Source organism: Prevotella sp. oral taxon 475 (assembly GCF_018127805.1).
Classification (GTDB): domain Bacteria; phylum Bacteroidota; class Bacteroidia; order Bacteroidales; family Bacteroidaceae; genus Prevotella.
This window is the reverse complement of sequence record NZ_CP072334.1, coordinates 750,202-774,738: the sequence shown is the minus strand read 5'-3', so window position 1 is coordinate 774,738 and position 24,537 is coordinate 750,202. Positions and strand designations below refer to the sequence as shown.

Below are 24,537 nucleotides of genomic sequence, written 5' to 3'. Positions count from 1 at the left end.
TATCTTATATTTTATGGTTCTGCAACCATTTGTATGTCTTCCTCGTGGATTTCATATATCCTGGCTGATTTTGTTGAATAATTCTCTTGTTCATTATCCGTCCACTGCTCACATTGTTTGATGACAGTTTCCAGTGCATTGGCAGCTTCCTCTGGTGGGTAATGATATTTCTTAAGTAGGTGCTTAATCATTCTGCGCATACCTGCACGGGCAGACTCTTTCTTTTGCCAGTCGATAGTGCGGTTCTTACGTAGAGAGTCGGTGAGTTCTTTTGTCATAGCTACCAATTCTTCATTACTATAGAAGTCGTGAACTGCTTGCGGTTTGATCAAGGCATCATAGAATGACTTTTCTTCAGGAGTGAGTCCAAGTTCATTAGCTGCTGAATCGGCCGAAGCAATCTCTTTTGCCAACTGCAAAAGTTCTTGGATAACTTCTTCATTGGTGAGTAATCCTTTCAAATAGTTGGATAAAGAACGATTGAGCAGGTCAGAGAATTTCTCTGACTGCACGATATTGGTCTTTTGATAGAGTGCCACTTTCTCTGCTAATAACTTTTTAAGCAGTTCTACAGCTATATTTTTTTCTTTCATCTTAGAAATTTCATCTAAGAAGGCTGTATCAAAGAGGGAAAATTCGGCTTTAACATCAGAGAAAAGATTGATTACACCTTCACTTTTTACACTTTGTTTCAGCAATTCACTGATACGAGCATTAATTTCTTTCTTCGAAACTTTTCCTTTATCTGTCATTCGGGAGAGCAAAGTGCGCACAGTTTCAAAGAATGCAGCTAAGAAGCGTTGCTCTTCATTCAACAGGCTTCGGCAAAGAGTGATGGAATTGTGCAGCAAGGCAGCTTCTTTCATATAGAGCGGTAACTGTTCTTGTTTGTCGGTTGCCAACATAAAGTTTACACCACCTTTGATCAATTTAGCACGGTCAGCATCTGTCCCTGTGTGGAACTTACTATAATTATAACCATGAAATAAGTCTTGGCACACTTCTAACTTCTCTTTAAACTTTGTAAATGCCATGCCTTTGATGTCTGGGTTTCCAAAGTTCTTTCTGTCGCGTCCCGTATAATCACGCATGGCTTCTTTCAAAGCTTTGGCAATACCGATATAGTCAACAACCAATCCACCCACTTTGCCATTGAATACACGGTTCACTCGTGCAATGGCTTGCATTAGGTTATGTCCGCTCATTGGTTTGTAAACATACATAGTAGCCAATGAGGGAACGTCGAAGCCTGTGAGCCACATATCGACCACAATAGCAATCTTCATCGGATCGTTGTCATCCTTAAATCGTTTGGCAAGTTCTTTCTTATACTGCTTGTTTCCGATAATGTCGTGCCATTCTTCTGGGTCTTGGTTGCTGCCCGTCATGACAACGTTCACTTTATCCGTCCATTTTGGGCGAAGTTCCAACAGTTGATGATAAATGCTCATCGCTATGGGACGCGAATATGCCACTATCATTGCCTTACCTGTCAATTCATATTGACGGTTTTCCTCATAGTGTTTGAGAATGTCTTGGCAAAGAGAATCGATGGTAGCTGGTGCACCGAGTATCTCTTCCAAGTGCGACATCTCCTTCTTGCTTTTCTCTATCTGTTCTGTCGTTGCACCTTCTTCAGCCAACAGTTCATATTCGTCATCAAGGGCTTGCAAGGTTACATCGTCAAGATTTAGATTGATAACTCTAGATTCATAATATACAGGACAAGTAGCACCGTCATTAACCGCCTGCGTCATGTCATAAATATCAATGTAATCGCCAAAAACCTCTACGGTATCTCGGTCTTTGGTAGAAATAGGTGTACCAGTAAAGCCAATATATGAAGCATTGGGTAGTGAATTGTGAATGATTCTTGCCGTGCCGATAGAGACCTTACCTGTAGTGGCGTCGACTTTTTCCTCAAAACCATATTGTCCTCTATGTGCCTCATCAGTCATCACGATAATATTTCTTCGCTCTGACAAAGGTTCGTCAGACTCCTCAAACTTCTGCATGGTTGTGAAGATAATGCCATTAGCCTCTCGTCCACTTAATAGTTCTTTTAGATTCTCACGACTATTGGCTTGTATTGGAGTTTGGCGCAAGAACTCCTTACATTTAGAGAATTGGTTATAAAGTTGATCGTCTAAATCGTTTCGGTCGGTAATCACAACTATTGTGGGCTGAGATAACTCTTGTTGAAGCAAGTGAGCGTAGAAAATCATTGACAATGATTTTCCGCTGCCTTGCGTATGCCAGAATACACCGATTTTACCATTACTTACCGCAGCATGTTTGGTACGTTCGATGGCTTTCTTCACTGCAAAATACTGATGATACCCTGCTAATATCTTGGCACTCCCTTTTTCTTCTTTGGAAAAACAGATAAAGTTCTTGATTATGTCTAAGAGTCGTTCCCTTTGAAATATTCCTTCAAAGAATGTATCATAATCGACAAATTCTGTACTTTCATAATTGCCATCTTTTGTTTTCCATTCCATGTAGCGATCTTCCTTGCTGGTAATTGTTCCAGCTTTGGAAAGAGCCATATCGCTCATTACACAGAACATGTTGAAAGAGAACAACGATGGTATATCTTTCATATAATTGCGGAGTTGAAGATATGCTTCTGAAGCGTCCGTCTCTTCACGGGAAGGTGATTTTAATTCTACAACCGCCAATGGTAAACCATTCACAAATACAATGATATCGGCACGTTTCTCTGCATTTTCAATGAATGTCCATTGATTGATAACTTGAAAAGTATTTTTGTCCGTATGCTCAAAGTCTATCAAATAAACCATTTCATTGCGCATTTCCTTGCCATTGAAATAAGAAACTTCTATGCCATGCTGCAAATAGTCTGTAAAAGTTTCATTACGCTGCGCCAAACTACCCATATCAATATTGCGTAGTTTGATAATCGCTTCGTTAATGGCTGCATGTGGCTTCTTTGGATTAATAGTTTGCAGACTTTCTTCTAATTGTGCTTCATAATAAGGCACATAGTAATCTCTTTCAATATCTGGACCGTACAGATATTGATACCCCATTCCCTCAAAGAGGGAAATTAGTGCTTTTTCGTAATTATCTTCTGTGAAGGGCATTGTATTTTATTTTTATTGTTCATTCATTTCTAAAAGAAATTCTAAATAATCTATATAGTTAGCTTTATAAGCTTGATAATCTAAGTTGTAAAGAGCCTCTGATGCTGATAAGTGTACGCCTCCTACTTCTAATGGATTTTCTTCATCAAACCAATCATTAAAGCACTCACAATCTTGATAAATTAATCTTTGGTTAGTGTGGTGGGCATAACTGAAATAAAAATGTAAAATGAACCCACAGAGTACCTCTGTTGTTTTGTATATCAGTAGGGATAGTGATTTGTCTATCTGAGGATGCAAAACATCCAAACCATGTGAAGCAAATCCTGCATTATTTCGTATCTCTGCAATCGATTGAGCGATAGCAGAAATTTTACGGCATAGTTCAGATAGACCAACTATTTCCTTTCCAGTCTGTTTTATAAGATGTTCTAAGGTCTGTTTTACTAAACCATTAAATGAAATATCATCTTTGTACGTTGTATTTTGATTAGTGAGAATTATTTTGCAAAGTGCTTCAGTCAGACTTTTGCTTACTTCAACGCACAAAGAAGGATTAATCTCAACATTGTTTTCTATTGTTGAAATATGCGTTTCAAAAGTCCTAAGACTTGGTTCTTTTGCAATATATTCTCTTGTCCACTGCATAATTAATCTTAATTTAAATTATCATTTATCCGTCGATTGAGTTCGATTTTGTCATCTAAAGAAGAAAGAATATCTGCAATTTTTTTTTGAGTTTGAATACAAGGTATTTTTATATCAAAGTTTTGCATCACTTTAGCAGAAACTTCTTTGAAAGTTGTACCACTTCCTAAACTTTCTATCTCCTCTTTGTTGTATTTTAGTAAATAATACAAAAAGAGATTGTTTACGAGATTGTTATCTGGTATGATGCTCTTAAACCCTTGATTTGTACATAACTCATTTGCTGCAATTGCAATATAACCAATAGGGGCTCTAGAAGAAAACAAAATACTTCCTTTAGGTAATATTTGGCATGAACTACTTTCAAATCCTTTTTGTGTTATAGACCTTTCTCCTTTTTGAATATATCTTCCTGTAAAATTAGACAAGTCTTTTGGAGTAATCCAAGAGATTTCTCCATCGTAATTTGCACTATCTTTTGTAGGAGGAGTTGCACCGCCTACAATTCTACCTATTTCATATAGTTTATATTCTTTCCACTCTTCCATGATGAAAATCAATCATTTTGTTCATAATAATATGAATAGTCTATGCCCTTTATAAACATTTCTCTGTCGTCAATCTTTGTTGTGAGTGCAGACTCTACTAAAGTCTTAATGTGCATATTATCAGACACACTCTCACGCATTGCCGACAAATACTCGTTTTTGTCTATTTGACTCCAATCCACACACCGCTTGAGAGAACGCCTCAGCATGAGATCAAGCCAGATGCGAGTGCTTCGTCCATTACCTTCCATAAATGGATGAGCTACGTTCATTTCGACATACTTATCCATTATTTCGTCGAAGGTGTTTTCTGGCATTCTTTCAATCGTTTGTAGCGTAGCAGGGAAGTGCATACAATTAGCGAAAGTGAAACCTCCTTTGGATATATTCTTAGTTCGGATTTGTCCTGCAAAGTCGTAAAGACCTCCAAAGAGATAGGCATGAATCTGTTGTAAACATTGTATGCTGCCAGGCTCAAGACTTTTCAGCAAACCACTTTCATATAACTGATATGCTTTTTTTCGACTTTGACCATCCAATGTGTTATCACTATATGTAAACCAATCAAGGAACTCATTTGCTCGATTGTTAGGATAGTGCTTTGCTAATAAAGTCACTCCTTCACTATCAAGGACATCTGCAATACGCATCTTGCCATCTGGTGCTTCAAATTTAAAGCTGTGAGTAGTACTCACGGGTTCAATGCCTTCTTGTTTCAACTTACGTTTTAGCCAACGCCAATAGTTACCAGCTTTGGTGTAGTCAGGCTCATCGTTAATGGCACGCACAATGTCTGTTGCAGAAAACCACCAACAATTATTTTCTTCATCCCATACGGCACGTACTTCACGGTCGTTGAAGAAGCGAATTGATTTCTTATGTTGTTCTTTCTTCTCTTCCATAAATGGGAATTTAGTTGTTTATATCATTAATTTTCAGCTCGCCAGACATCAGTTTGGGAAGAAGCGTATCACGAAGTGATGTCAAACGTGAAATTTCGTCTCTATTTTCCTCTATTTTAGAAAATATAGGTTTTACAATTCTATCAAATTTAATAAGTATATTCACAGGTGGCATCATAACTTTTATAGACTTAAAATCAGTCTTATTAAACTTCCTTTGGGCAGATCCACCCGTAACACCATCAATAAGATGCTGTCCAATCCCACCTTTAAATAACATATACAAATAAAGCGTCAAATAGTCTTTCTTAGGTCTAAGAAGTATAATATTATTTCCTAAAGTCATTGGCTTTTCCAATTTTGGACAGAGAAAGACACTACCAACATCACCAACATTCGATATAATTATTTCACCACCCTCTAATACAGACTTTGAAAGAAATTCATAAGAATGTTTATCAACATACATTTTATAAGATTCAGCTTTTAAATCTGTATTTCTAATAAAATGTGCATAATTCGGCTTATCGTATAGTCGTACATTCTCCCTTAATGAAGCAAAGCTACCATTAGCAACATAATCTGTTATGTAAACAGATAGATCTTTTATTGCTACAATATGCCATCCTACAGGAATGTCTCCAAAGAGAGAATCTGATTTGAAAAATTCTTCTCTTAAGAAGGGCTCAAAATCCACAAACCACGACTTGAACAACGCCTGAGCCTGTTGCTCTAAATTATCATTTATCCGTTTATTAAGCTCGATTTTATCATCTAATACAGAAAGAATGTGAGCAATATTCTTTTGCATAGGTAGCGATGGTATAGGAATTTCATAATTTTCTAATACATCTTGTTGAACTCTTTGTCTACCAGATGAGCCAACCATAGATTTTATCGCAATGTCACGAACAATTGGAGATATAGCTAAATAGAAGATAAATTTACTGTCACTAATGTTTTCTCGCTTCCGCAAAACGATATACTCAGTTGAGCCAACGGCAACTTCTTCAGGATGTAGCGATGAAATATAAGCAGTTTTCCCATTTTCTAAGCATGGTGTGATACGTGCCATAATAGTATCATAGTTTCTAAATTTTGCTCCTCCCTTATATACTTCATATATGTTAGATTCTACAAAACGAGTAAACGGAGTTATTTGATCCATAGAAATCTTTCTACAGAGTTCTCCTTGGGGTACTTTTTCTTTGGGATTAAATTCTATAAAATCCTTTAACTTATATTTTCTCCACTCTTCCATAAATGGGAATTTAGTTGTTTATATCATTAATTTTCAGCTCGCCAGACATCAGTTTGGGAAGAAGCGTATCACGAAGTGATGTTAAACGCTTACTTTCGAGAAAAAGTTGTCCTTTTTTCTCGAATATAGGTGTAACAATCTCATTATATTCTGCTATTTTTTCAACAAAGACAACATTCATGGGCAGTTCTGCTATATGTTTAGGATAAATATGTGGCTGCGCAGAACCTACTTGTGCATCAAATATTTCCTTTTGTCTTTTCTTTAGCATGATATACCAAAAATATACATTTGGAGTTATCGAATCATCAATGTAAGAAGAATCTGAGGCCCAAACAGGAATATGCCATAAATTTATATACCCAGCATTAGCTCCTGATGCTGCTATTGTTAAAACAGGAGCTGTCGTATTAGCTTGGTTATGGTATGTTGCAGGTTCTATACCTCCAGCGACTACTAGTATATCTCCTTTTATTGCATTCTTGGAAAGGAGTCCTTTTCCGCGTTTAGGCATAATTAGATCCCCTATCATATTTTCTCCTTCAGTAATATGGGGAAACATTTCGTTGAACAAAGCCTGAGCCTGTTGCTCTAAATTATCATTTATCCGCCTACTTTTATGAAATAGCGGTTGATATGAGCTATATGTGTGATATGCTGTTTGCATTTTGATTTAACTGATGAATTTGCGGTGAGAGAGTTTGACGTTTGTTTGATTGACCATTGCATAGTGCATGGTTGTATCAATTTTAACATGCCCAAGGAGTTTTTGTACTTGCTCCACGGGCATACCTTTATCTATAGCCATAGTCGCAAGTGTCCGACGGAACTTGTGTGGATGGACACGGACAATCTTTGAAAGCTTCCCAATCTTTCTTAGTCCTGTCTCAACTCCTGATATTTGTAATCGATTGTGTGGCTTGGCAAGGGACACGAACAATGCTTTGTTTCTGTCTTTCCGCTCTGCGAGATATTGCTGTAAATGTATCTTTGCACGAGCATTGAAATACACGATACGCTCCTTGTTGCCTTTACCGAAAACGATACACTCACGCTCGTTGAAGTTTATATCCTCACGATTGAGCTTTACAAGTTCTCCAACACGCATACCAGTAGAAGCCAAGAGGTCTATCATAGCTAAATCTCGTACCCTTGTACAGTTATCGCGCAGTTGTTCCAAATTTTCGTCAGTAAGGACTTCCTTAATCTGTGTTCCGGTCTTAACCTTGTGTATTCTACGTACAGGACTTTTAATTATGTAATCCTCATCCTCTAACCATGAAAAGAAAGATGAAAAGATACGCCGGATATTGTCTATTGTAACTTTACTCGATTTGTGTTTCCGTTGAAATACAGCCAAATAAGCACGAATATCCTCTGTGGTATAGTTCGTAACTCTTTTGGGCATTTTCTTGAAAAGTTGCTTGATCGTAGAACCATAATATTTTATGGTAGGTGTGGTGCAACCTTCAACTTGCTTGGCTGATAGGAATATCTCCAACAGACGTTCATTAGATGCGTTGTTTTCTTGCATCTGCTCATCGTCTGCTGAAATGGTGTAGTTACTGATTACTTGCAGTAATACCCCATTGAGTTGTGCCATTTGTTCAACACTTAATATACCTACCATCGCATTGCTAATTTCTGAAATCAGTTTTTCTTTCATGTTCTTCTATATTAATGAATTGATAATATGGAAGAACATGCAGTCTTTTACTTGATAGTGAAACCTATGCTTGCCAACTGTTTTCGTATCTCATCCTCCAAATCATGAGATTGGGCAAATAAATCGGACAATTCGGTTGTGAGTTTGTCCATCTTCTCTTGAAAAGGAATACCATCGTCTTCCTGTTCTGCAATGCCGACATAACGTCCAGGGGTAAGAATATAGTCTTGTTTTGCCACATCGCCAAGGGCTACAACTGCACAGAAGCCTTTTTCATTCTCAAGTGTACCATCATTATATTTATCAAAAGTGTCTGCAATCTTTTTAATGTCTGCTTCTTGGAGTTCACGAAGTTTGCGGGTAACCATTGTTCCCATGTTTCTTGCATCTACAAACAGAATTTTATCTTTCTGCTTCTTCTCTCGATTGAGGAACCATAGAGAAACAGGAATACCTGTGGTATAAAACAGCTGTGAGGGTAGGGCAACGATACCTTCTATTAAATCGGCCTTGATGATATTCTCACGAATCGTTCCTTCCCCTCCTGTCTGTGAAGATAAAGAACCATTTGCCAATACCATACCTATTTTCCCTTTGGGAGACAGATGATGAATCATGTGCTGCAACCAAGCAAAGTTGGCATTGCCAGATGGTGGAATGCCAAACTTCCAACGTACATCATCTTGCAACTTGTCTGCTCCCCAATCACTGAGATTGAATGGCGGATTAGCCATGATAAAATCAGCTTTTAATGTAGGATGTTGGTCATCAAAGAATGTATCTGCATTAAACTTACCCAGATCAGCCTCAATGCCTCGAATGGCAAGATTCATCTGAGCCATCTTCCATGTCGTAGGATTGCTGTCTTGACCATAGACAGAAATATCTTTGATATTGCCTTGATGCCTCTCTATGAATTTGGCAGACTGCACGAACATTCCACCAGATCCGCAAGCTGGGTCATATACTCGTCCGTGATAAGGTTTCAGAACTTCAACAAGAGTTTGAACAATGCAAGCGGGTGTATAAAATTCTCCCGCTAATTTGCCTTCTGCTTCTGCAAATTTAGAAAGGCAATATTCGTATGTGCGTCCCAATATATCTTTAGAATCTCCATGTTCTTTCATTTGAATATTGGTAAATAAATCTACCACATCGCCCAAACGCCTTTTGTCCAGTTCTGGGCGAGCAAAGTTTTTGGGCAGAATACCTTTCAAACGGATGTTCTCTTTTTCAATGAGGCGCATAGCATTGTCGATTATCGTACCTATTTCTGGCGTATGAGCAGCCTCTGCCACTACGTTCCACCGTGCTTCTTGTGGGACAAAGAAAATGTTGTCCGCCATGTATTCATCGCGGTCTTCCTCGAATCCCTCACCATTATTGACTAATTCCTGATATTTGGTTTCAAATTTATCGGAGATATATTTTAGAAAAATCAGCCCCAATACTACCGATTTGTATTCGGAAGCATCAAGATTGCCACGAAGCAAATCTGCAGCTTTCCATATTTCCTTTTCAAATCCGATGTCTGCTGTATTTTGTTTTGCCATAATTACATTCTTCTTTTGTTCGAGATCTATTCTTGATTATATATACAAACACTTCTTATTTGTCGTCTTTAGTATTGATTACATTCCTTGAATTGTTCTGCAATGTCTTGATAACATCACTTTTTGTTCTTGTGGTCGAACGTTTCATAAATATTATATTTATATTATTGTATGCAAAGATAGTAAATATCATTGTGTTAGGAGGGATGAATGAGAAGAAAAAGGAGATTTCCTTTCTGATTATTTGGCAGTTCGGAAAGATTGTGTTATCTTTGCCGCCGTGAAACGTAAGAGTGTTATCAATAGCAAGATGATACGAGGTGCAACGAATAATAGACAAGGTGCAATCACAATGAACAATCGACAGGGCACAATGAGCAATAGACAAGGCATAATGAGCAATAGACAAGGTGCAATGCCGAGGCAGAAAGGCGAGAACTTTTCTGTTATTTTTGTGCCCGATTATTTGGTGGTTCCAAATAATTTGCTAACACACACACACACACACACACACACACACACACACACACACACAGGAGAGAGACCAATCTAACCACATAATTTCACGCTTTTTCGTACGCGCGCGCGATAAGCGCGTAACCCCAATAAACAAAGGGCTCACAGGAGTTCCCTTTGTTCGCTTTTTTTATGCCCTTTTGCCAACCTCGGCAAGAGGGAAATTACAACAGTTTTTCACCCACAAAATGATAGGAATATGAATAGAAAAGAATTCGGGAAGCAGGGTTATATAAAACCCGAAATCAAGATTATTGCCACGCTGCAGGAACACCTGTTGCAAGTTGTCAGCGGTCAGCACAACCCGGGACATCACGGAACGGGACCAAGCTCGGCTAAGCAGGGAATGTTCGAGGAAGACGAAGAAGATGAGACATTTCTCGATACCTCCGAAGAGGGAGCAAGCAACTGGGGAATAGAGAATTATTAATGTATTAAAAATTAAAAAGAAATGAAGATGAAGACAGACAATATATTTTTTGCACTTATAGCCGCACTGCTGCTCACGGCAAGCTGCGCAAGTGAAGACGCGACACAGACAGGTGAACAAAAACAGGAACAGAAGACAGGAAACTACACCGTTTTCGTGTCCGGCAAAGAAGATACAAGCACAGAGCAACCTAAAACCCGCACATCGCTCAACTACGACACAGGAGCTTTCTATTGGGAAACGGGCGACAATATCTTTGTCAAAGATGACGGCGGCACATGGCAGACCGGCTCGAATGTCGTGAACGGAACACAACAAGCAAGATACCGCTTTCAAGTTCCGGGCGCATTTGCAAACACAAGCTATGCCGTATACTATCCCGGGAAGAACGGAACAAATGACCAAGTAACCATTTCCACCGAGCAGACACAGACCGCACCTGCAGATACCAAACATTTCGGCGAAGCCGGAGATTGCGGCTTAGGCACAGCAACAGCAGTCAGCGACGGTTTCTTTTTTAAGCTCGATCACAAGGCTGCTTACCTCATTTTTCAGCCTTATAATACAAATGCCGAATTGGAAGACTGTTATATCACCCAGATAGAGGTAACGTCTAATGGAACGAACATTGCCGGTACATACACAATATCTTCAACAGGATTGACAGAAGTTTCGGGCAGCAATAAGATTAAACTCACAACCAAAGGAACGGGCAGCTATGCCAACGGATTTCCACTAAACAACACAGCGGTAAAATTCTCCACAAATGCTGCCTATATGGTAATTGCTCCCGGTACGCACGCACTCACTGTTACATACACTGTAAAAGACTATACCACCGAGGTAGAAGGAACTATCACTAGACAACTTCCGGCTTTCAATTATGAAGGCAATACTTACTACGACATGACTTGTAACTTTAACATAACCAACTACACCTCTCAACAATACTACAGGTGGGGTGCAAAAAATCATTATTGGTATGGCTACGAACAATATCAACCTCATAACAACGGTGAGCAAAACAATTACTATCCCGGTGGTCCCGGTGTAGGCAACCAAATGAACGATCGCGACTACGATCATGGTAGCACGGGTACGCCAACCTCTCCGGCTCGTTATGATGCCAAAGCAGATGCGTTCGGTGGCATGCAAGGCATTCCTAATGTTAATGAACTGTGCTGGTATGTTATGAAAGGCGACCCACATTGGATCACAGACCGCATTTTCGCACAGGGTGGTCATCTCGTTAAACTCAACGGTATTTGGTTAAAGAAGAAGAGTGCTATCGTAGCTTACCTAAAAGACCAAGAGGGCTATCCTGCCACACTCACATGGGAGCAGATGAAAGAAGGCTACCAAGCCTCTGCTACAGCCAGCATCACGGATTTTCGGGTGAATCGACAGTCTCTAACCGGCACCACATCTACCGGCAATCCCAGCAACCTTACAGACTATTTCTTTCTACCCGCGTTTGGCTTCTATGGCTGGGGGAAACTAAGTTTTCTCGGTTCGAGTGGATATTTTTGGTCATCGAGTTCCGATCCACAAATCCAGGGCACCGCGTACAGCATGTTCATAAGCAATGCTAATGTAGGAGTAGCCAACAGCGATTGTAGTTATGGCTTCTGGGCACAGCCATTCGAGTAAATGCTACAGTGTAGGTGCAAAAGGAGGTGCAATGGAGATAAGTATCGCCCTAAAGGCATGTAAAATCAATAAGCAAGAAGAACTTAAATAGAAGTGAGAAATGAGGTATAATACAGGTATCAGAGGAGAGATAGTAGGAGTCCTGTCCTACTCCTTATATACATCCTCCTCTACCCCTTATATACATCCTCCCCTACTCCTTATATACATCCAGAGGCACTCCTTATATAACTCCAAAACGGGGTGTAAAAGGGATATATTTCTAACTACAAACAACTAATTAAATTAAACAGTTATGGTAAAATTTAAAGTTATCGAGCGACTGATGAAGATTGGTCCGCTCAAGGGTAAAAAAGGCTATGGTGCTGCGCCTAAGGCACAAGACAAGTTTTCGCAAAGCTGGCTTATACAGCGCATTGTACGCGAAACGTCGCTAAGTGAAGGCGATGTGCGCAACGTGCTTATAACGCTGCGCAACATTATTATTGAGGTGGTTACGCTGGGCGGTGCGCTCGACCTTGGCGACATCTTCTCGCTGCGCGTCTCTATGCCCTCGACGTTTATCGAGAAAGAGGAAGACGTTACTTCAAAAGTGTTGAAGAAGCCGGGCATTATCGTAACGTGGAAAGACAACATCCGGCAAGCACTGAAAGGCATAGAGGTTGAGGTGGATAACCCGAAACAGAAAGGAAAGAAAGAAGGCTAAGCCAAAGCCTTAGAAAGGTGAAAAGGTGAAAGGGTGAAAAGATGCTGACGCCACACGGGCGGGCATGCTTTTCACCCTTTCAGTTATTTAAAGAGTAGATATACTTAGCTAAGCATTGACCAAATAGCAGGATTGGCTATGATGTTTGCAAGAATATTCGAAGCCACATTCTCACCAAATGATTTGATTTTATCAATGAGTTTAGGCTTAGCTTTTTCTAAGTCACCCTTAGCTTCTTCTACTACTTGCTTTATTTCCTTTAACTGGCTTACAGAAAGTTGGTCTTCAAGTGCTTTTATGAGTATCTCGATGGATTGTTGTTGAGACTGCTGCTGTGATTGGGTATTTGTATTACTTACGATGGTATTTATGTTGATATTCCTATTAGTTCTATTAGGCTTTTCTTTCTCTACAATATCAGGATACTCTAAAAAGGCTTCGAGAATGGCTAATAATTCCTCTTGTTGTTCAGGACACAATTTCTCTTCACTAATACGCTCAAAATTATCAACATCTTTATCACCGGGAAATTGCGTGTCTAAGAATCTCTTAGCCCTTTTCAACCATTTTATATAATGGATTTTATCTTCGTATTCATAATACGGAAGCATAAAAACATTAGGTGGCGGTAACTTCTTTTTTAACTGGGGAATCCTTTCTTTCTGCTCCTTAATAAGGTTTTCCAATGTAGTTCGTGCTTCTTTTTCCATCATTTATAAATTGAGATTAAACACAATAATCGCAGCAATCCATTGCGGACTACTGCGATTACTATAATGTTTATTCTTACTTGACCTCTTCGAAGTCGGCATCTTGGACGGTGTCGTCAGGGTTGGTGCCTTGCGATTGATTGTCGGCAGCACCGCCTTGGAAACCTTGACCGGCGTTGGGGTCGGGCTGGGCACCGCCTGCACCTTGATACATCTGTTGGCTGGCGGCCTGCATCACGGTGTTGAGGTTGTTGATGGCAGCGTCGATGGCAGCAACATCGGCAGCCTTGTGGGCATCCTTGAGTTGCTGGAGGGCAGACTCGATAGCAGGCTTTTGGTCGGCAGGAATCTTGTCGCCGTTATCTTTCAAGAAGTTCTCGGTAGTGAATATCATCGAGTCGGCTTGGTTCAGCTTGTCAATCTTTTCACGCTCGGCCTTGTCAGAAGCAGCGTTTTGCTCGGCTTCGGCCTTCATGCGGTCGATTTCTTCCTTGCTTAATCCGCTGCTGGCCTCGATGCGAATCTTCTGCTCTTTACCCGTTGCCTTATCCTTGGCAGAGACATTGAGGATACCGTTGGCATCGATGTCGAACGTTACTTCAATCTGCGGAACGCCACGGCGAGCCGGTGCGATACCTTCGAGGTTGAACTGTCCGATGCTCTTGTTCTGCGATGCCATGGGGCGTTCGCCTTGAAGCACGTGGATGGTAACGGCCGTTTGATTATCTACCGCGGTAGAGAATGTTTCGCTCTTCTTGGTAGGAATGGTGGTGTTGGCATCAATCAGCTTGGTCATCACACCGCCCATGGTCTCGATACCGAGCGTCAACGGGGTTACGTCGAGCAACACAATGTCGCCCACACCACTCTCTTTGTTGAGGATGGCACCTTGGATGGCCGCACCAACGGCTACCACTTCGTCAGGGTTAACACCCTTCGAGGGCTCTTTGCCAAAGTAGTTCTTCACCAAGGTCTGCACGGCAGGGATACGACTCGAACCACCTACGAGGATAACCTCATCGATGTCGGATGTCTGCAACTTAGCGTCGCGCATGGCGTTCTGACAGGGAACGAGACAAGCTTGTATCAGGTCGTGTGCCAACTGCTCGAACTGTGCACGCGTCAAAGTCTTTACCAAGTGTTTAGGAACACCGCCTTCTGCCGAGATATAGGGCAGGTTGATTTCCGTAGACGTAGTGCTTGAGAGTTCAATCTTTGCCTTTTCGGCAGCCTCTTTCAGGCGTTGCATAGCCATGGGGTCCTTTGTCAGATCAATGCCTTCGTCAGCTTTAAAGCCATCGGCCAGCCATTTGATAATCACTTGGTCGAAATCGTCGCCACCAAGGTGCGTGTCGCCGTTGGTAGAAAGCACTTCAAACACGCCGCCGCCAAACTCAAGGATAGAGATATCGAACGTTCCACCACCAAGATCGAACACGGCAATCTTCATATCTTTATGACCCTTATCTACACCGTATGCCAAAGCAGCCGCAGTAGGTTCGTTAACGATACGCTGCACGTTGAGACCTGCAATCTGACCGGCTTCTTTAGTTGCCTGTCGTTGCGAGTCGGAGAAGTAAGCCGGAACGGTAATCACAGCGTCGGTTACTTCTTGTCCGAGATAATCCTCGGCAGTTTTCTTCATCTTCTGAAGTATCATCGCCGAGATTTCTTGCGGTGTGTACTTGCGTCCTTCAATGTCCACACGCGGCTGTCCGCTCTCGTTTACCACTGTGTAAGGCATGCTTTCAGCCTCTTTGCGGCATTGTTCGTAGGTTTCGCCCATGAAACGTTTAATCGAGTAAACGGTATTCTTGGGGTTGGTGATGGCCTGACGTTTGGCAGGATCACCCACCTTACGTTCGCCGTCTTTCACAAATCCCACCACCGATGGTGTGGTGCGTTTGCCCTCGCTGTTGGCGATGACCACCGGTTCGTTTCCTTCAAATACTGAGACACAACTGTTGGTTGTTCCCAAGTCTATTCCAATAATTTTTCCCATAATATGTAACGTTTTAAATTTCTATTGTGATCAGTTGCGGGTGTGCGAATTTGCCGAGCGAGATGCCGACAGTTCGAGACCCTTTATATATAACAATGTGCAATGAGTGCGACTAATTACGACCGATGAAGTCATCGCAACTCGCCAAGATCATAACAAAGCCTATGCCAAAGGCCACGAGAAAAGAAAGACAGAGAAGAAAATCTGACAATTTGTCATATAGCTATGGCAGATCATGCGCTGTTTTGTCGACTGAAAACAAGCAAAATCGACGGAGAGATCATCGTTTCTCCTCGTCGCTCTTTTTCCCCATTCAGAACATAGAGCCAGATGTTTTGTCAGTTCCCCCTTTTCTCCGACAGCGTGCAAAAGCTAAGAAAATGCATTGCAAAAGCTAAGAAAACGCACGCCAAAAGCTAAGAAAACGACATGCAAAAGCTTAGCTTTTGGAAATAAGGAGAGAAGTCGTCAGGAGTAAGCCTCTGAACAGTGAGAACGTACAAGGCAGGCAACGCCCGTTGCAACGACCTGGAAGGAGGTGGCGACCTGTCCTCATTGAGTTCTTGTTGTTCTTCTCTCGCAGTTCGAAAAGAACGCCTTTTTAAGCAGAAAGGAGTACGATCTTCATTTTTTTTTGTAAGTTTGCACAACACGAAAACAAAAGAAAAGATGGATATCCAACAGATTAAAGAAACGATTGGCAAACGTCCCAATCTCTCATCAGCCCTGGGAATGGAGTTGATTTCTACGCCCGAGCCCGACACTTGCATGGCTAAGATGAAGGTGGACGAACGCAACCGCCAACCCTTTGGCTTCCTTAGCGGTGGTGCCTCGTTGGCCTTGGCCGAGAATCTGGCCGGTGTTGGTTCGCTGGCTCTGTGTCCCGGCAAGATCAGTGTGGGCATCAACGTGAGCGGAAGTCATCTTTTGGCCGTGGAAGAGGGCGACACCGTGACGGCCAAAGCACGACTGATGCACAAAGGACGCACGCTGCATCAATGGCTGGTAGAGATAGAAAACGGTGCGGGAGAACTGGTTTGCTCCGTCCAAGTGACCAACTACGTGCTCAATGCTCGCAAGAACGATTGACGTCTTTCAACTGTTTCCCAAGATGTTCGACACTCCCTACAGATGCATTTGATGCCTCGTTGAGAGAAACCCGACTCCTTGATGCAACAGGTTTGACTCTCCGATAAAATATGCTTGACCGCAAAAAAGACTTCGTCCTCTTTCGGCATCCGCACGAGACGCAGGCCACACGCTACACGCAGGCGGACGTCGGTGCGCAGGAGTTGGCCCAATACGAGGCGTTGAACACCGCCGAGGGCTTTGTCTTTGCCCCTTTCACTCCTTCAAAGGCTTGCCCCATCCTGCTGATACGCCCGGATGAGGTGAAGAAAATACCGATACCGAAGGTCCGTCTCCCCGATGCTCCATTGGCCATTCTCCATTCTCCATTGTCAAGTCTCAATTACTCAAGAGATTTTCAGCTCTTTCATCGGCAATTGGAAACGGGTGTTTTCGATAAGATTGTGCTCAGTAGAACGGAAGAAATACGAGTGGAGGGTTGCCTCGATGTCGAAAAACTGTTTATGAAGGCTTGCCAAGTCTATCCCCGAATGTTTGTAGCCTTGGTCTCGACACAACGCAGCGGCACGTGGCTCATGGCCACTCCCGAGACGCTTTTGGCCCACCATGAAGACCAATGGCAGACGATGGCTCTGGCTGGCACCATGAAACAGCCTTCCCCATCAGCCTCAAAAGAGGATGAAGACAGACCGAACAATGTGCAAAAGGCCACTTGGAGTGAGAAAAACCGGCAAGAGCAGCAACTCGTGGCGCGTTATCTCGAGGTTCAATTACAGGGCTTAGCCTCCGAAATCGACGAGACCGCCCCTTACACTCAACAAGCGGGCGACTTGCTGCATCTGCGCAGCGACTTTACTTTCCGATTGAAACCGCAGTGCGGACTGGGAGACATCGTTCACGCCCTTCATCCCACACCAGCAGTATGTGGCCTGCCCAAAGCCGAGGCTTGGGCTTTTATCAATGCGAACGAGTCGGCCCCTCGCCGTTACTACAGCGGGTTTGCCGGTCCTGTTAGCAGAACGGGCGACGTCCGGCTCTATGTGTCGCTGCGCTGTATGGAGCTGTTCGATGGCGGATTGCGCCTTTATGCCGGTGGCGGTTTGCTCAAAGACAGCACCGAAGAACAAGAATGGGAGGAGACAAAAGCCAAAATGGAGACGATGAAAAGGCTTCTCCAAGAAGAAAGGAAGACGTAAAATCGGGAAAAGTTTCAACAAAAAGATGTATTCAGACAAAGAGCAAATCAACATCCTCACGTCGCTTCTCGTAGCGCATGGCGTGACGAAAGCGGTGGTGTGTCCCGGTTCGCGCAATGCGCCCATCGTGCATAACCTGGCCGAATGCGGCGCCATCGCCTGCTATCCCATTACCGACGAACGCTCGGCCGGCTTCTATGCGTTGGGCATGGCGCAGCAAAACAAAGGGCGGGTGGCGGTGTGCGTCACCTCGGGAACGGCCCTACTCAATCTCGCTCCCGCCGTTGCCGAGGCTTATTATCAGCGCGTGCCGCTCGTCATTGTTTCGGCCGACCGACCCAAAGCCTGGATCAATCAACAAGACGGACAGACTCTTCCGCAGGCCGATGCTCTGGGTCCACTGGTGAAGAAAGCCGTTTCGCTGCCCGAAGGACGAGATGAGACGGAGCGATGGCACTGCAACCGACTGGTGAACGAGGCTCTCCTCGCTCTTGATCATCATGGTGCAGGACCCGTGCACATCAACGTCCCCCTCTCCGAACCGCTATTTCGGTTCAACGTCGAGACCCTTCCCGCCCAGCGTATCATCCGGCGACTTGTGCCAAGAAGTGTCGACTCGGCAGACATTCACCCCCTGCTGACCGGCTTTGCACAGGCTCGTCGCCCGTTGATTGTCATAGGTCAGTTGCCCGAGGGTGCACTTCCTTCCGACTGCATCGGGCGTTTGGCATCGCGTGCAGCAGTGATCTCCGAGGTATTGAGCTATGCGGGCGGCATACAAAATGCCGACGATCTTATTGCCTCGCTTCCCAATGCCGACACGCTTCTGCCCGACTTCATCCTGCACCTCGGCGGAATGCTCATCGGTAAAAACCTGAAAGCGTTTCTGCGCCGAGCCTCGAAGGCCGAACAATGGCTCGTGAACGAGACCGGAGAAGTGTGCGACACCTTTATGCATCTCACAGGGATGGTCGAGTCTGCTCCCACCGCCGTGCTGCGCTGTTGCCTCAAAACTCTACCCAAAGAAGAGGCCGAAGAATATGCCACTCTGTGGAACAACGCCTCGCAAACACTGCAACAACAACGGGAACAAGAAGAACTGCCTTTCTCGGAAGCCGCCGTCGTGAAGCATTTCGAGGCGCAACTCACACGCGCATCCTTCCCTTTCCGGGTGCACTATGCCAACAGTCTACCCGTCCGACTGGCCAATCGCTATGCCCATCACCACGTAGGATGCAACCGCGGGGTAAATGGCATCGAGGGTTCGCTCTCTACTGCCGCCGGCATGTCTGTGGGAGAATCGGGCAAAGTGTTCTGCGTTATCGGCGATCTCAGCTTCTTCTACGATCAAAATGCCCTGTGGAATCGGAATCTTCGTGGCAATTTCCGTATTCTCTTACTCAACAATGGCGGCGGCGGAATCTTTCAACAGGTGCAGGGTATGCCCTCCGATGCCCTACATCGACGCCTCGTCTGCGCCGAACATACGACCCACGCCGAGGGTATTTGCCGCCAAAACGATGTACATTATCTTTCGGCTTGCACAACTGATGAGATGAAAGCGGGTATCGACTGGTTACTGAACGCAGAGTCTGAACGGCCCATTCTGTTAGAGTGCAACCTCATTCCTAATCAATAAAAACAATGAAAAGAAATTGGACAACGATCCCGGGCTTCGATTTTAAGGAAGTTCTTTTTGAAGCGTTTGATGGCATTGCCAAGATCACCATCAATCGCCCGCACCGCCGCAACGCCTTTACCCCCCGCACGACGTGGGAGATGAGTCAGGCCTTGGCCTATTGTCGCGAGGCGCAAAGCATTGGCGTGGTATTGATTACAGGCGCAGGCGACAAGGCTTTCTGCGCAGGCGGCGACATGAACGTGAAAGGTCGCGGCGGATATGTTGGCGAAGACGGCGTGCCACGCTTGAGTGTGCTCGACGTGCAGATGCAGATACGCCGCATTCCCAAACCTGTGGTGGCCATGGTGAATGGATTTGCCATCGGTGGCGGTCATGTTCTGCATCTTGTTTGCGACCTCACCATCGCCAGCAGCAATGCTGTCTTCGGTCAGACGGGGCCACGCGTAGGCTCGTTCGATGCCGGTTTCGGTGCATCTTACCTGGCCCGAGTCGTAGGACAGAAGAAAGCGCGAGAGATTTGGTTTCTCTGTCGCCAATATTCTGCCGACGAGGCCGAACGGATGGGCCTTGTCAACAAGGTGGTTCCTCTCGAACAGCTTGAAGACGAATGTGTGGAATGGGCCCAACGGATGATGGAACACAGTGCGCTGGCTCTGCGGATGATCAAAGCCGGACTCAATGCCGAACTCGATGGGCAGGCCGGTATTCAAGAGTTGGCCGGCGATGCAACGATGCTCTACTACTTTCTCGACGAAGCACAAGAGGGCGGTCGGGCTTTTCTCGAGAAGCGTCGACCCGACTTTAAGAAATATCCCAAACTGCCGTGACGACCTTTCGCATCCGCATCGCTCCTCGAACGTTGCATTTTCGCAATCCTGCCATGACCTCACGCGGTGTCTATCGCTCGCGGCGGATATGGCTTCTCACGCTCTCGGCCGACGAAATGCCGGGCGTCGAGGGCGTAGGCGAATGCGCTCCGTTGCCCCAACTCAGCTGCGACGACCTGCCCGATTATGAAGAAATCCTGCAACAAGCCTGCGACAACTTCTGTACCACGGGCCGAATCGACAGTCATCGCCTGCGAGCTTATCCCTCCATCCTCTTCGGACTCGAAACAGCTCTGGCGCAATGGCAACGCGGCGGCAACACGGCACTATCCGATACGCCCTTTGCACGGGGCAAAGAGGGAATCCCCATCAATGGATTGGTGTGGATGGGGACATTCTGCGAGATGGCAACGCGGCTTGAAGAAAAACTCAGGCAGGGCTTCCGTTGCGTGAAACTGAAGATCGGAGCCATCGATTTCGAACAGGAAATTGAACTTCTGCGCCGCATCCGACAGACTTTCGACAAGGAGGCCGTGGAGCTCCGACTGGACGCCAACGGTGCTTTCCGGCCCGACGAAGCTCTCAACAAGCTCGAACGCCTGGCCCATTTCGACATCCATTCCATCGAACAGCCTATCCGACAGGGACAGTGGAACGAGATGGCGCAGCTGTGTAGACTATCGGCTGTGCCCATCGCACTCGATGAAGAACTCATCGGCATTCACTCTGCCGAACAGAAAAGGCAGTTGCTCGACACCATCCGCCCCGCTTACATTATCCTCAAGCCCACCTTGCACGGCGGCATCAGCGGTTGCACCGAGTGGATAAACCTTGCTGCCGAACGCGGCATCGGCTCGTGGGCCACCAGTGCGCTGGAAAGCAACGTCGGCTTGAATGCCATTGCTCATTTCGCCGCACAAGTTTATGGGCCTCGAATCCTTCTACCGCAAGGATTGGGCACAGGACTGCTTTTTACCGATAATATCTCCCGCCCACTGCAAATAAAAGAGAACCGACTATGGTACTTGCCGAATGGATAGAAGAATGGGCCGATCCGAATCCCCAGATGTGGGTGCATACCAGCGGATCGACCGGTGCCCCCAAACCGCTCCTCGTTGAGAAGCGACGGATGGAGGCCAGTGCGCGAATGACATGCCAATTTCTTCAGCTCCATCCCGGCGACACCGCCCTACTCTGTCTCTCGCTTCGGCATATCGGTGGTAAGATGATGGCCGTCCGGGCATTGATAGGGGGCTTGCGTCTGATAGAGGTAGAGGCCGACGGGCATCCCCTGCGCAACGTTGAAGAAGAGATCGATTTGGCCGCAATGGTTCCGATGCAAGTCTACAACAGTCTGCAAGATCCGACGGAACGCACCCGTCTGCGCCGCATTCGTCATCTCCTCATCGGCGGCGGAGCCATCGACGAGGATTTGGAAAGAGAGCTTCGCGACTTTCCCAACGCTGTGTGGAGCACTTATGGCATGACCGAGACCCTCTCGCACATTGCCCTTCGCCGCCTCAACGGGCCTTCTGCCAGTGGATGGTATACGCCGTTGCCGGGCATCAGCACGACGCTCAACGCCGAGGGATGCCTTGTTGTCGACGCACCCCATCTCTGCAATGCGCCCATCATCACCAACGACCTGGCCGAGATCTCTCCCCATGGGTTCCGCATTCTGGGCCGAAAAGACAACGTGATCGTCAGCGGCGGCATCAAGATTCAAATCGAAGAGGTGGAACAATTGCTGCGCCCGCATCTCCGCATACCGTTCTTCATCAGTCACCGGCGCGATGCCAAGTTCGGACAGGCCGTCGTTCTACTCTACGTTCCCTCATCTTCTCTTTCGCAGCAAGCCCAACAGTCGGCCCTTCGCAGTCTCTGCCGGCGATACCTGCCCCCATACTGGTGTCCTCGCTATTACATCCCCGTTGAGGCTTTGCCCATCACTCCCACCGGAAAGCCACAGCGTAAAGAAGCCGAACGCCTGGCAGCGCGCAACCTCTGACGCTCGTCTCCTCCACCTACATTCGTTTTTAGATTCCCCATCCGTCTGCGCGCCAACGCTATCTATCTTTTTAACGACGGCACCAACGGCATCTTGCCCGAAAGGGGTTTGCGGACATCCATCGGCATCGTCTCCAAGTAGAAGACCCTCACGGAGAACGGAGCACCAAAGATTGGATGCAACTTTTCGGCAGCGATGGATAGAATGGAATGAGCATGCTTTCTCCCAAATACGATTTTATCTTCGTTTTGCTCCCGTGCCCGACGATCCTTCGGCTGATGATCTCTCCTGACACGGGAGGTGTCCTCCCGTCGTGCGGGAGATGACTTCCTGACCTTCGGGAGGTCATCTCCCGCACGACGTATGATGGTTAGCGGCGTCACTGTAGGGTACAGTAGCATCATTTTCCTCTCCGCGGCCTTACTGTAGCCTACAAAAGCATCATTTTCTTCTCCGCGGCGTCACTGTAGCCTACAAAAGCATCATTTTCCTCTCCGCGGCGTCACTGTAGCCTACAAAAGCATCATTTTTCTTCTCCGCGGCCTTACTGTAGCCTACAAAAGCACCGTTTTCTTCTCCGCGGCGTCACTGTAGGGTACAATAGCACCGTTTGGGCTCCAGACGGTGCTTTTGAACGGCTCAGTGGCTCTGCTTCGTCTTCTATAGATCATCGAGGAATCCATCGCAGCGGAGAGGGCCGGCAAAGATTTCTCGACAAACATATAAAAGTATCGGTTTCGGTTAATATTGTATTTGGTCATTGCATCTTTAAACTCTATCTTTGCAGGGTCAATATCTAACGCAAAACAATCGACTATATGAATCGAAATAACATCATTATTGGGCTGATGCTGGCATGGCTTCCGCTGGCAGGTAAGGCTCAGAAGTGGGAGGGTTTGTCGCAAACGCCACAGATGGGATGGAGTTCGTGGAACAAGTTTCAGGGCAACATCGACGAAGACATTATCAAGGGTATAGCCGATGCCATGGTGTCGAGCGGTCTGCGTGATGCGGGTTATACCTATATAAATATCGACGATTGCTGGCATGGACAGCGCGATGCCGACGGCTTTATACAAGCCGACCCTAAGCATTTTCCTGGTGGGATGAAGGCTTTGGCCGATTATGTACATGCTCGCGGACTGAAATTGGGCATTTATAGTGATGCCGGATCGGAAACTTGCGCGGGGCGTCCAGGATCGTTAGGACACGAATATCAAGACGCCTTGCAATATGCCCGATGGGAAGTTGACTATCTGAAATACGATTGGTGCAACACCACAAACATCAATCCCCGTGGCGCTTATCAGCTAATAAGCGACGCCCTTTGTGCTGCCGGTCGCCCCATCTTCCTCTCGATGTGCGAGTGGGGCGACAACCAACCTTGGCGTTGGGCAAGAGATATAGGCCATTCGTGGCGTATTGGGCCAGACATTTGGTGCTCGTTCGACTCCACGCGCGTGTTTCCCACCTACGTGCAATATAGTGTTTTAGATTGTATCAACAAGAACGACAGTCTTCGCCGCTATGCTGGTCCTGGTCATTGGAACGACCCCGACATGCTGGAAGTGGGCAATGGGCTTACCGTTAACCAAGACCGCGCCCACTTCACGATGTGGTGCATGATGGCTAGTCCGCTTATCTTAGGCAACGATGTGCGCAACATGAGTGCCGAAACGAAAGCCATACTTACCAATCGCGACCTTATCGCCATTAATCAAGATAAGCTTGGTGTGCAAGGTTTGCGCTTTCTTAGTCGCGATGGATTGGATTATTGGTTCAAACCGCTGGCAAACGGCGATTGGGCAATGACCATTTTCAACCCCACACGCAAGCCCATTGCCTGCCATCTGAATTGGCAAGACTTTAACTTTACCGACGATGAGGTGAGCAAACGTAGCACCGAATTCGATCAACAGGTGTATAAGGTGAAGAATTTGTGGACTGGACGCATGGAAGGAAAGACTTCTACCAAGCAAAAAGTAGACCGCAAGTTTGTTGTTCCTGCACAAGATGTGGTTGTTTATCGGCTTGTAAGGTAGTAAGAGGTAAGGAGTAAAGTAGAAAGTAGTAAAG

Annotated in this window: 20 protein-coding genes; 10 read left to right on the top strand and 10 right to left on the bottom strand. The window is 45.4% G+C overall.

Annotated features, from left to right (window positions below):
• Positions 1–11: 11 nt before the first annotated feature.
• From J5A66_RS02980 to J5A66_RS02940, 8 genes are read right to left on the bottom strand one after another with little or no spacing between them, the layout of a single operon-like run.
• Entirely contained in the window at positions 12–3,107 is a 3,096-nt protein-coding gene (locus J5A66_RS02980; RefSeq protein ID WP_211790972.1) for a type I restriction endonuclease subunit R, read from the bottom strand.
• A 12-nt stretch (positions 3,108–3,119) separates the two neighbouring features.
• A complete protein-coding gene (locus tag J5A66_RS02975) occupies positions 3,120–3,755 on the bottom strand; it encodes an abortive infection family protein (RefSeq protein ID WP_211790971.1) in 636 nt (211 codons plus the stop codon).
• Between the two features lie 8 nt (positions 3,756–3,763).
• Positions 3,764–4,303: a restriction endonuclease subunit S gene (locus J5A66_RS02970; RefSeq protein ID WP_211790970.1), complete on the bottom strand. Its 540-nt coding sequence runs from the start codon at positions 4,301–4,303 to the stop codon at positions 3,764–3,766.
• A gap of 8 nt (positions 4,304–4,311) precedes the next feature.
• Complete coding sequence (fic, locus tag J5A66_RS02965) at positions 4,312–5,205, bottom strand: protein adenylyltransferase Fic (RefSeq protein ID WP_211790969.1); 894 nt, start codon at positions 5,203–5,205, stop codon at positions 4,312–4,314.
• Between the two features lie 10 nt (positions 5,206–5,215).
• A complete protein-coding gene (locus tag J5A66_RS02960; RefSeq protein ID WP_211790968.1) occupies positions 5,216–6,466 on the bottom strand; it encodes a restriction endonuclease subunit S in 1,251 nt (416 codons plus the stop codon).
• Between the two features lie 10 nt (positions 6,467–6,476).
• Positions 6,477–7,133: a restriction endonuclease subunit S gene (locus J5A66_RS10145; protein WP_249110013.1), complete on the bottom strand. Its 657-nt coding sequence runs from the start codon at positions 7,131–7,133 to the stop codon at positions 6,477–6,479.
• A 6-nt stretch (positions 7,134–7,139) separates the two neighbouring features.
• Positions 7,140–8,132: a site-specific tyrosine recombinase/integron integrase gene (xerA, locus tag J5A66_RS02945; RefSeq protein ID WP_211790967.1), complete on the bottom strand. Its 993-nt coding sequence runs from the start codon at positions 8,130–8,132 to the stop codon at positions 7,140–7,142.
• 47 nt (positions 8,133–8,179) lie between these two features.
• Positions 8,180–9,685, bottom strand: coding sequence for a class I SAM-dependent DNA methyltransferase (locus J5A66_RS02940; protein ID WP_211790966.1), 1,506 nt, complete (start codon positions 9,683–9,685; stop codon positions 8,180–8,182).
• Positions 9,686–10,400: 715 nt separating this feature from the next.
• On the opposite strand from J5A66_RS02940, the gene J5A66_RS02935 reads away from it, so the two are divergent.
• The 3 genes from J5A66_RS02935 to J5A66_RS02925 all read left to right on the top strand — a co-directional run bounded on the left by J5A66_RS02935 (position 10,401) and on the right by J5A66_RS02925 (position 12,987).
• The gene (locus J5A66_RS02935) at positions 10,401–10,631 is read left to right on the top strand and encodes a hypothetical protein (RefSeq protein WP_211790965.1); all 231 of its coding nucleotides are present in this window, start codon (positions 10,401–10,403) and stop codon (positions 10,629–10,631) included.
• 21 nt (positions 10,632–10,652) lie between these two features.
• Positions 10,653–12,281, top strand: a complete 1,629-nt coding sequence (locus J5A66_RS02930; protein WP_211790964.1) for a hypothetical protein — start codon at positions 10,653–10,655, stop codon at positions 12,279–12,281.
• 295 nt (positions 12,282–12,576) lie between these two features.
• Positions 12,577–12,987, top strand: a complete 411-nt coding sequence (locus J5A66_RS02925; protein ID WP_211790963.1) for an HU family DNA-binding protein — start codon at positions 12,577–12,579, stop codon at positions 12,985–12,987.
• Between the two features lie 104 nt (positions 12,988–13,091).
• On the opposite strand, the gene J5A66_RS02920 is transcribed toward J5A66_RS02925, so the two are convergent.
• Both J5A66_RS02920 and dnaK read right to left on the bottom strand, forming a co-directional pair.
• Positions 13,092–13,700, bottom strand: coding sequence for a peptide chain release factor 1 (locus J5A66_RS02920; protein ID WP_211790962.1), 609 nt, complete (start codon positions 13,698–13,700; stop codon positions 13,092–13,094).
• Positions 13,701–13,773: 73 nt separating this feature from the next.
• A complete protein-coding gene (gene dnaK / locus J5A66_RS02915; protein WP_211790961.1) occupies positions 13,774–15,699 on the bottom strand; it encodes a molecular chaperone DnaK in 1,926 nt (641 codons plus the stop codon).
• 669 nt (positions 15,700–16,368) lie between these two features.
• On the opposite strand from dnaK, the gene J5A66_RS02910 reads away from it, so the two are divergent.
• The 7 genes from J5A66_RS02910 to J5A66_RS02880 all read left to right on the top strand — a co-directional run bounded on the left by J5A66_RS02910 (position 16,369) and on the right by J5A66_RS02880 (position 24,503).
• On the top strand, positions 16,369–16,788 hold the full coding sequence (locus J5A66_RS02910; RefSeq protein ID WP_211790960.1) for a PaaI family thioesterase: 420 nt from the start codon (positions 16,369–16,371) through the stop codon (positions 16,786–16,788).
• Between the two features lie 110 nt (positions 16,789–16,898).
• Positions 16,899–17,984 carry an isochorismate synthase gene (locus J5A66_RS02905; protein ID WP_211790959.1) on the top strand — a complete coding sequence of 362 codons (1,086 nt, stop codon included), beginning with the start codon at positions 16,899–16,901 and terminating at the stop codon, positions 17,982–17,984.
• A 25-nt stretch (positions 17,985–18,009) separates the two neighbouring features.
• A complete protein-coding gene (gene menD / locus J5A66_RS02900; RefSeq protein WP_211790958.1) occupies positions 18,010–19,623 on the top strand; it encodes a 2-succinyl-5-enolpyruvyl-6-hydroxy-3-cyclohexene-1-carboxylic-acid synthase in 1,614 nt (537 codons plus the stop codon).
• A 5-nt stretch (positions 19,624–19,628) separates the two neighbouring features.
• Positions 19,629–20,453 (top strand): 1,4-dihydroxy-2-naphthoyl-CoA synthase, encoded by an 825-nt coding sequence (menB, locus tag J5A66_RS02895; protein WP_211790957.1) that lies wholly within the window; start codon positions 19,629–19,631, stop codon positions 20,451–20,453.
• 53 nt (positions 20,454–20,506) lie between these two features.
• Positions 20,507–21,493, top strand: coding sequence for an o-succinylbenzoate synthase (locus J5A66_RS02890; protein WP_211791409.1), 987 nt, complete (start codon positions 20,507–20,509; stop codon positions 21,491–21,493).
• On the top strand, positions 21,472–22,461 hold the full coding sequence (locus J5A66_RS02885) for an AMP-binding protein (RefSeq protein ID WP_211790956.1): 990 nt from the start codon (positions 21,472–21,474) through the stop codon (positions 22,459–22,461). The genes J5A66_RS02890 and J5A66_RS02885 overlap by 22 nt, the downstream gene beginning before the upstream one ends.
• 818 nt (positions 22,462–23,279) lie before the next feature.
• Positions 23,280–24,503 carry a glycoside hydrolase family 27 protein gene (locus J5A66_RS02880; RefSeq protein WP_211790955.1) on the top strand — a complete coding sequence of 408 codons (1,224 nt, stop codon included), beginning with the start codon at positions 23,280–23,282 and terminating at the stop codon, positions 24,501–24,503.
• Positions 24,504–24,537 lie beyond the last annotated feature (34 nt).

Coding starts and splice junctions, on each gene's coding strand:
- J5A66_RS02880 (WP_211790955.1), top strand. CDS start 23,280: ATGAATCGAAATAACATCATTATTGGGCTGATGCTGGCATGGCTTCCG.
- menD (WP_211790958.1), top strand. CDS start 18,010: ATGTATTCAGACAAAGAGCAAATCAACATCCTCACGTCGCTTCTCGTA.
- J5A66_RS10145 (WP_249110013.1), bottom strand. CDS start 7,133: ATGCAAACAGCATATCACACATATAGCTCATATCAACCGCTATTTCAT.
- J5A66_RS02920 (WP_211790962.1), bottom strand. CDS start 13,700: ATGATGGAAAAAGAAGCACGAACTACATTGGAAAACCTTATTAAGGAG.
- menB (WP_211790957.1), top strand. CDS start 19,629: ATGAAAAGAAATTGGACAACGATCCCGGGCTTCGATTTTAAGGAAGTT.
- J5A66_RS02930 (WP_211790964.1), top strand. CDS start 10,653: ATGAAGATGAAGACAGACAATATATTTTTTGCACTTATAGCCGCACTG.
- xerA (WP_211790967.1), bottom strand. CDS start 8,132: ATGAAAGAAAAACTGATTTCAGAAATTAGCAATGCGATGGTAGGTATA.
- J5A66_RS02890 (WP_211791409.1), top strand. CDS start 20,507: ATGACCTCACGCGGTGTCTATCGCTCGCGGCGGATATGGCTTCTCACG.
- J5A66_RS02935 (WP_211790965.1), top strand. CDS start 10,401: ATGAATAGAAAAGAATTCGGGAAGCAGGGTTATATAAAACCCGAAATC.
- J5A66_RS02940 (WP_211790966.1), bottom strand. CDS start 9,685: ATGGCAAAACAAAATACAGCAGACATCGGATTTGAAAAGGAAATATGG.
- J5A66_RS02885 (WP_211790956.1), top strand. CDS start 21,472: ATGGTACTTGCCGAATGGATAGAAGAATGGGCCGATCCGAATCCCCAG.
- J5A66_RS02960 (WP_211790968.1), bottom strand. CDS start 6,466: ATGGAAGAGTGGAGAAAATATAAGTTAAAGGATTTTATAGAATTTAAT.
- dnaK (WP_211790961.1), bottom strand. CDS start 15,699: ATGGGAAAAATTATTGGAATAGACTTGGGAACAACCAACAGTTGTGTC.
- J5A66_RS02905 (WP_211790959.1), top strand. CDS start 16,899: ATGCTTGACCGCAAAAAAGACTTCGTCCTCTTTCGGCATCCGCACGAG.
- J5A66_RS02925 (WP_211790963.1), top strand. CDS start 12,577: ATGGTAAAATTTAAAGTTATCGAGCGACTGATGAAGATTGGTCCGCTC.
- J5A66_RS02975 (WP_211790971.1), bottom strand. CDS start 3,755: ATGCAGTGGACAAGAGAATATATTGCAAAAGAACCAAGTCTTAGGACT.
- J5A66_RS02970 (WP_211790970.1), bottom strand. CDS start 4,303: ATGGAAGAGTGGAAAGAATATAAACTATATGAAATAGGTAGAATTGTA.
- J5A66_RS02910 (WP_211790960.1), top strand. CDS start 16,369: ATGGATATCCAACAGATTAAAGAAACGATTGGCAAACGTCCCAATCTC.
- fic (WP_211790969.1), bottom strand. CDS start 5,205: ATGGAAGAGAAGAAAGAACAACATAAGAAATCAATTCGCTTCTTCAAC.
- J5A66_RS02980 (WP_211790972.1), bottom strand. CDS start 3,107: ATGCCCTTCACAGAAGATAATTACGAAAAAGCACTAATTTCCCTCTTT.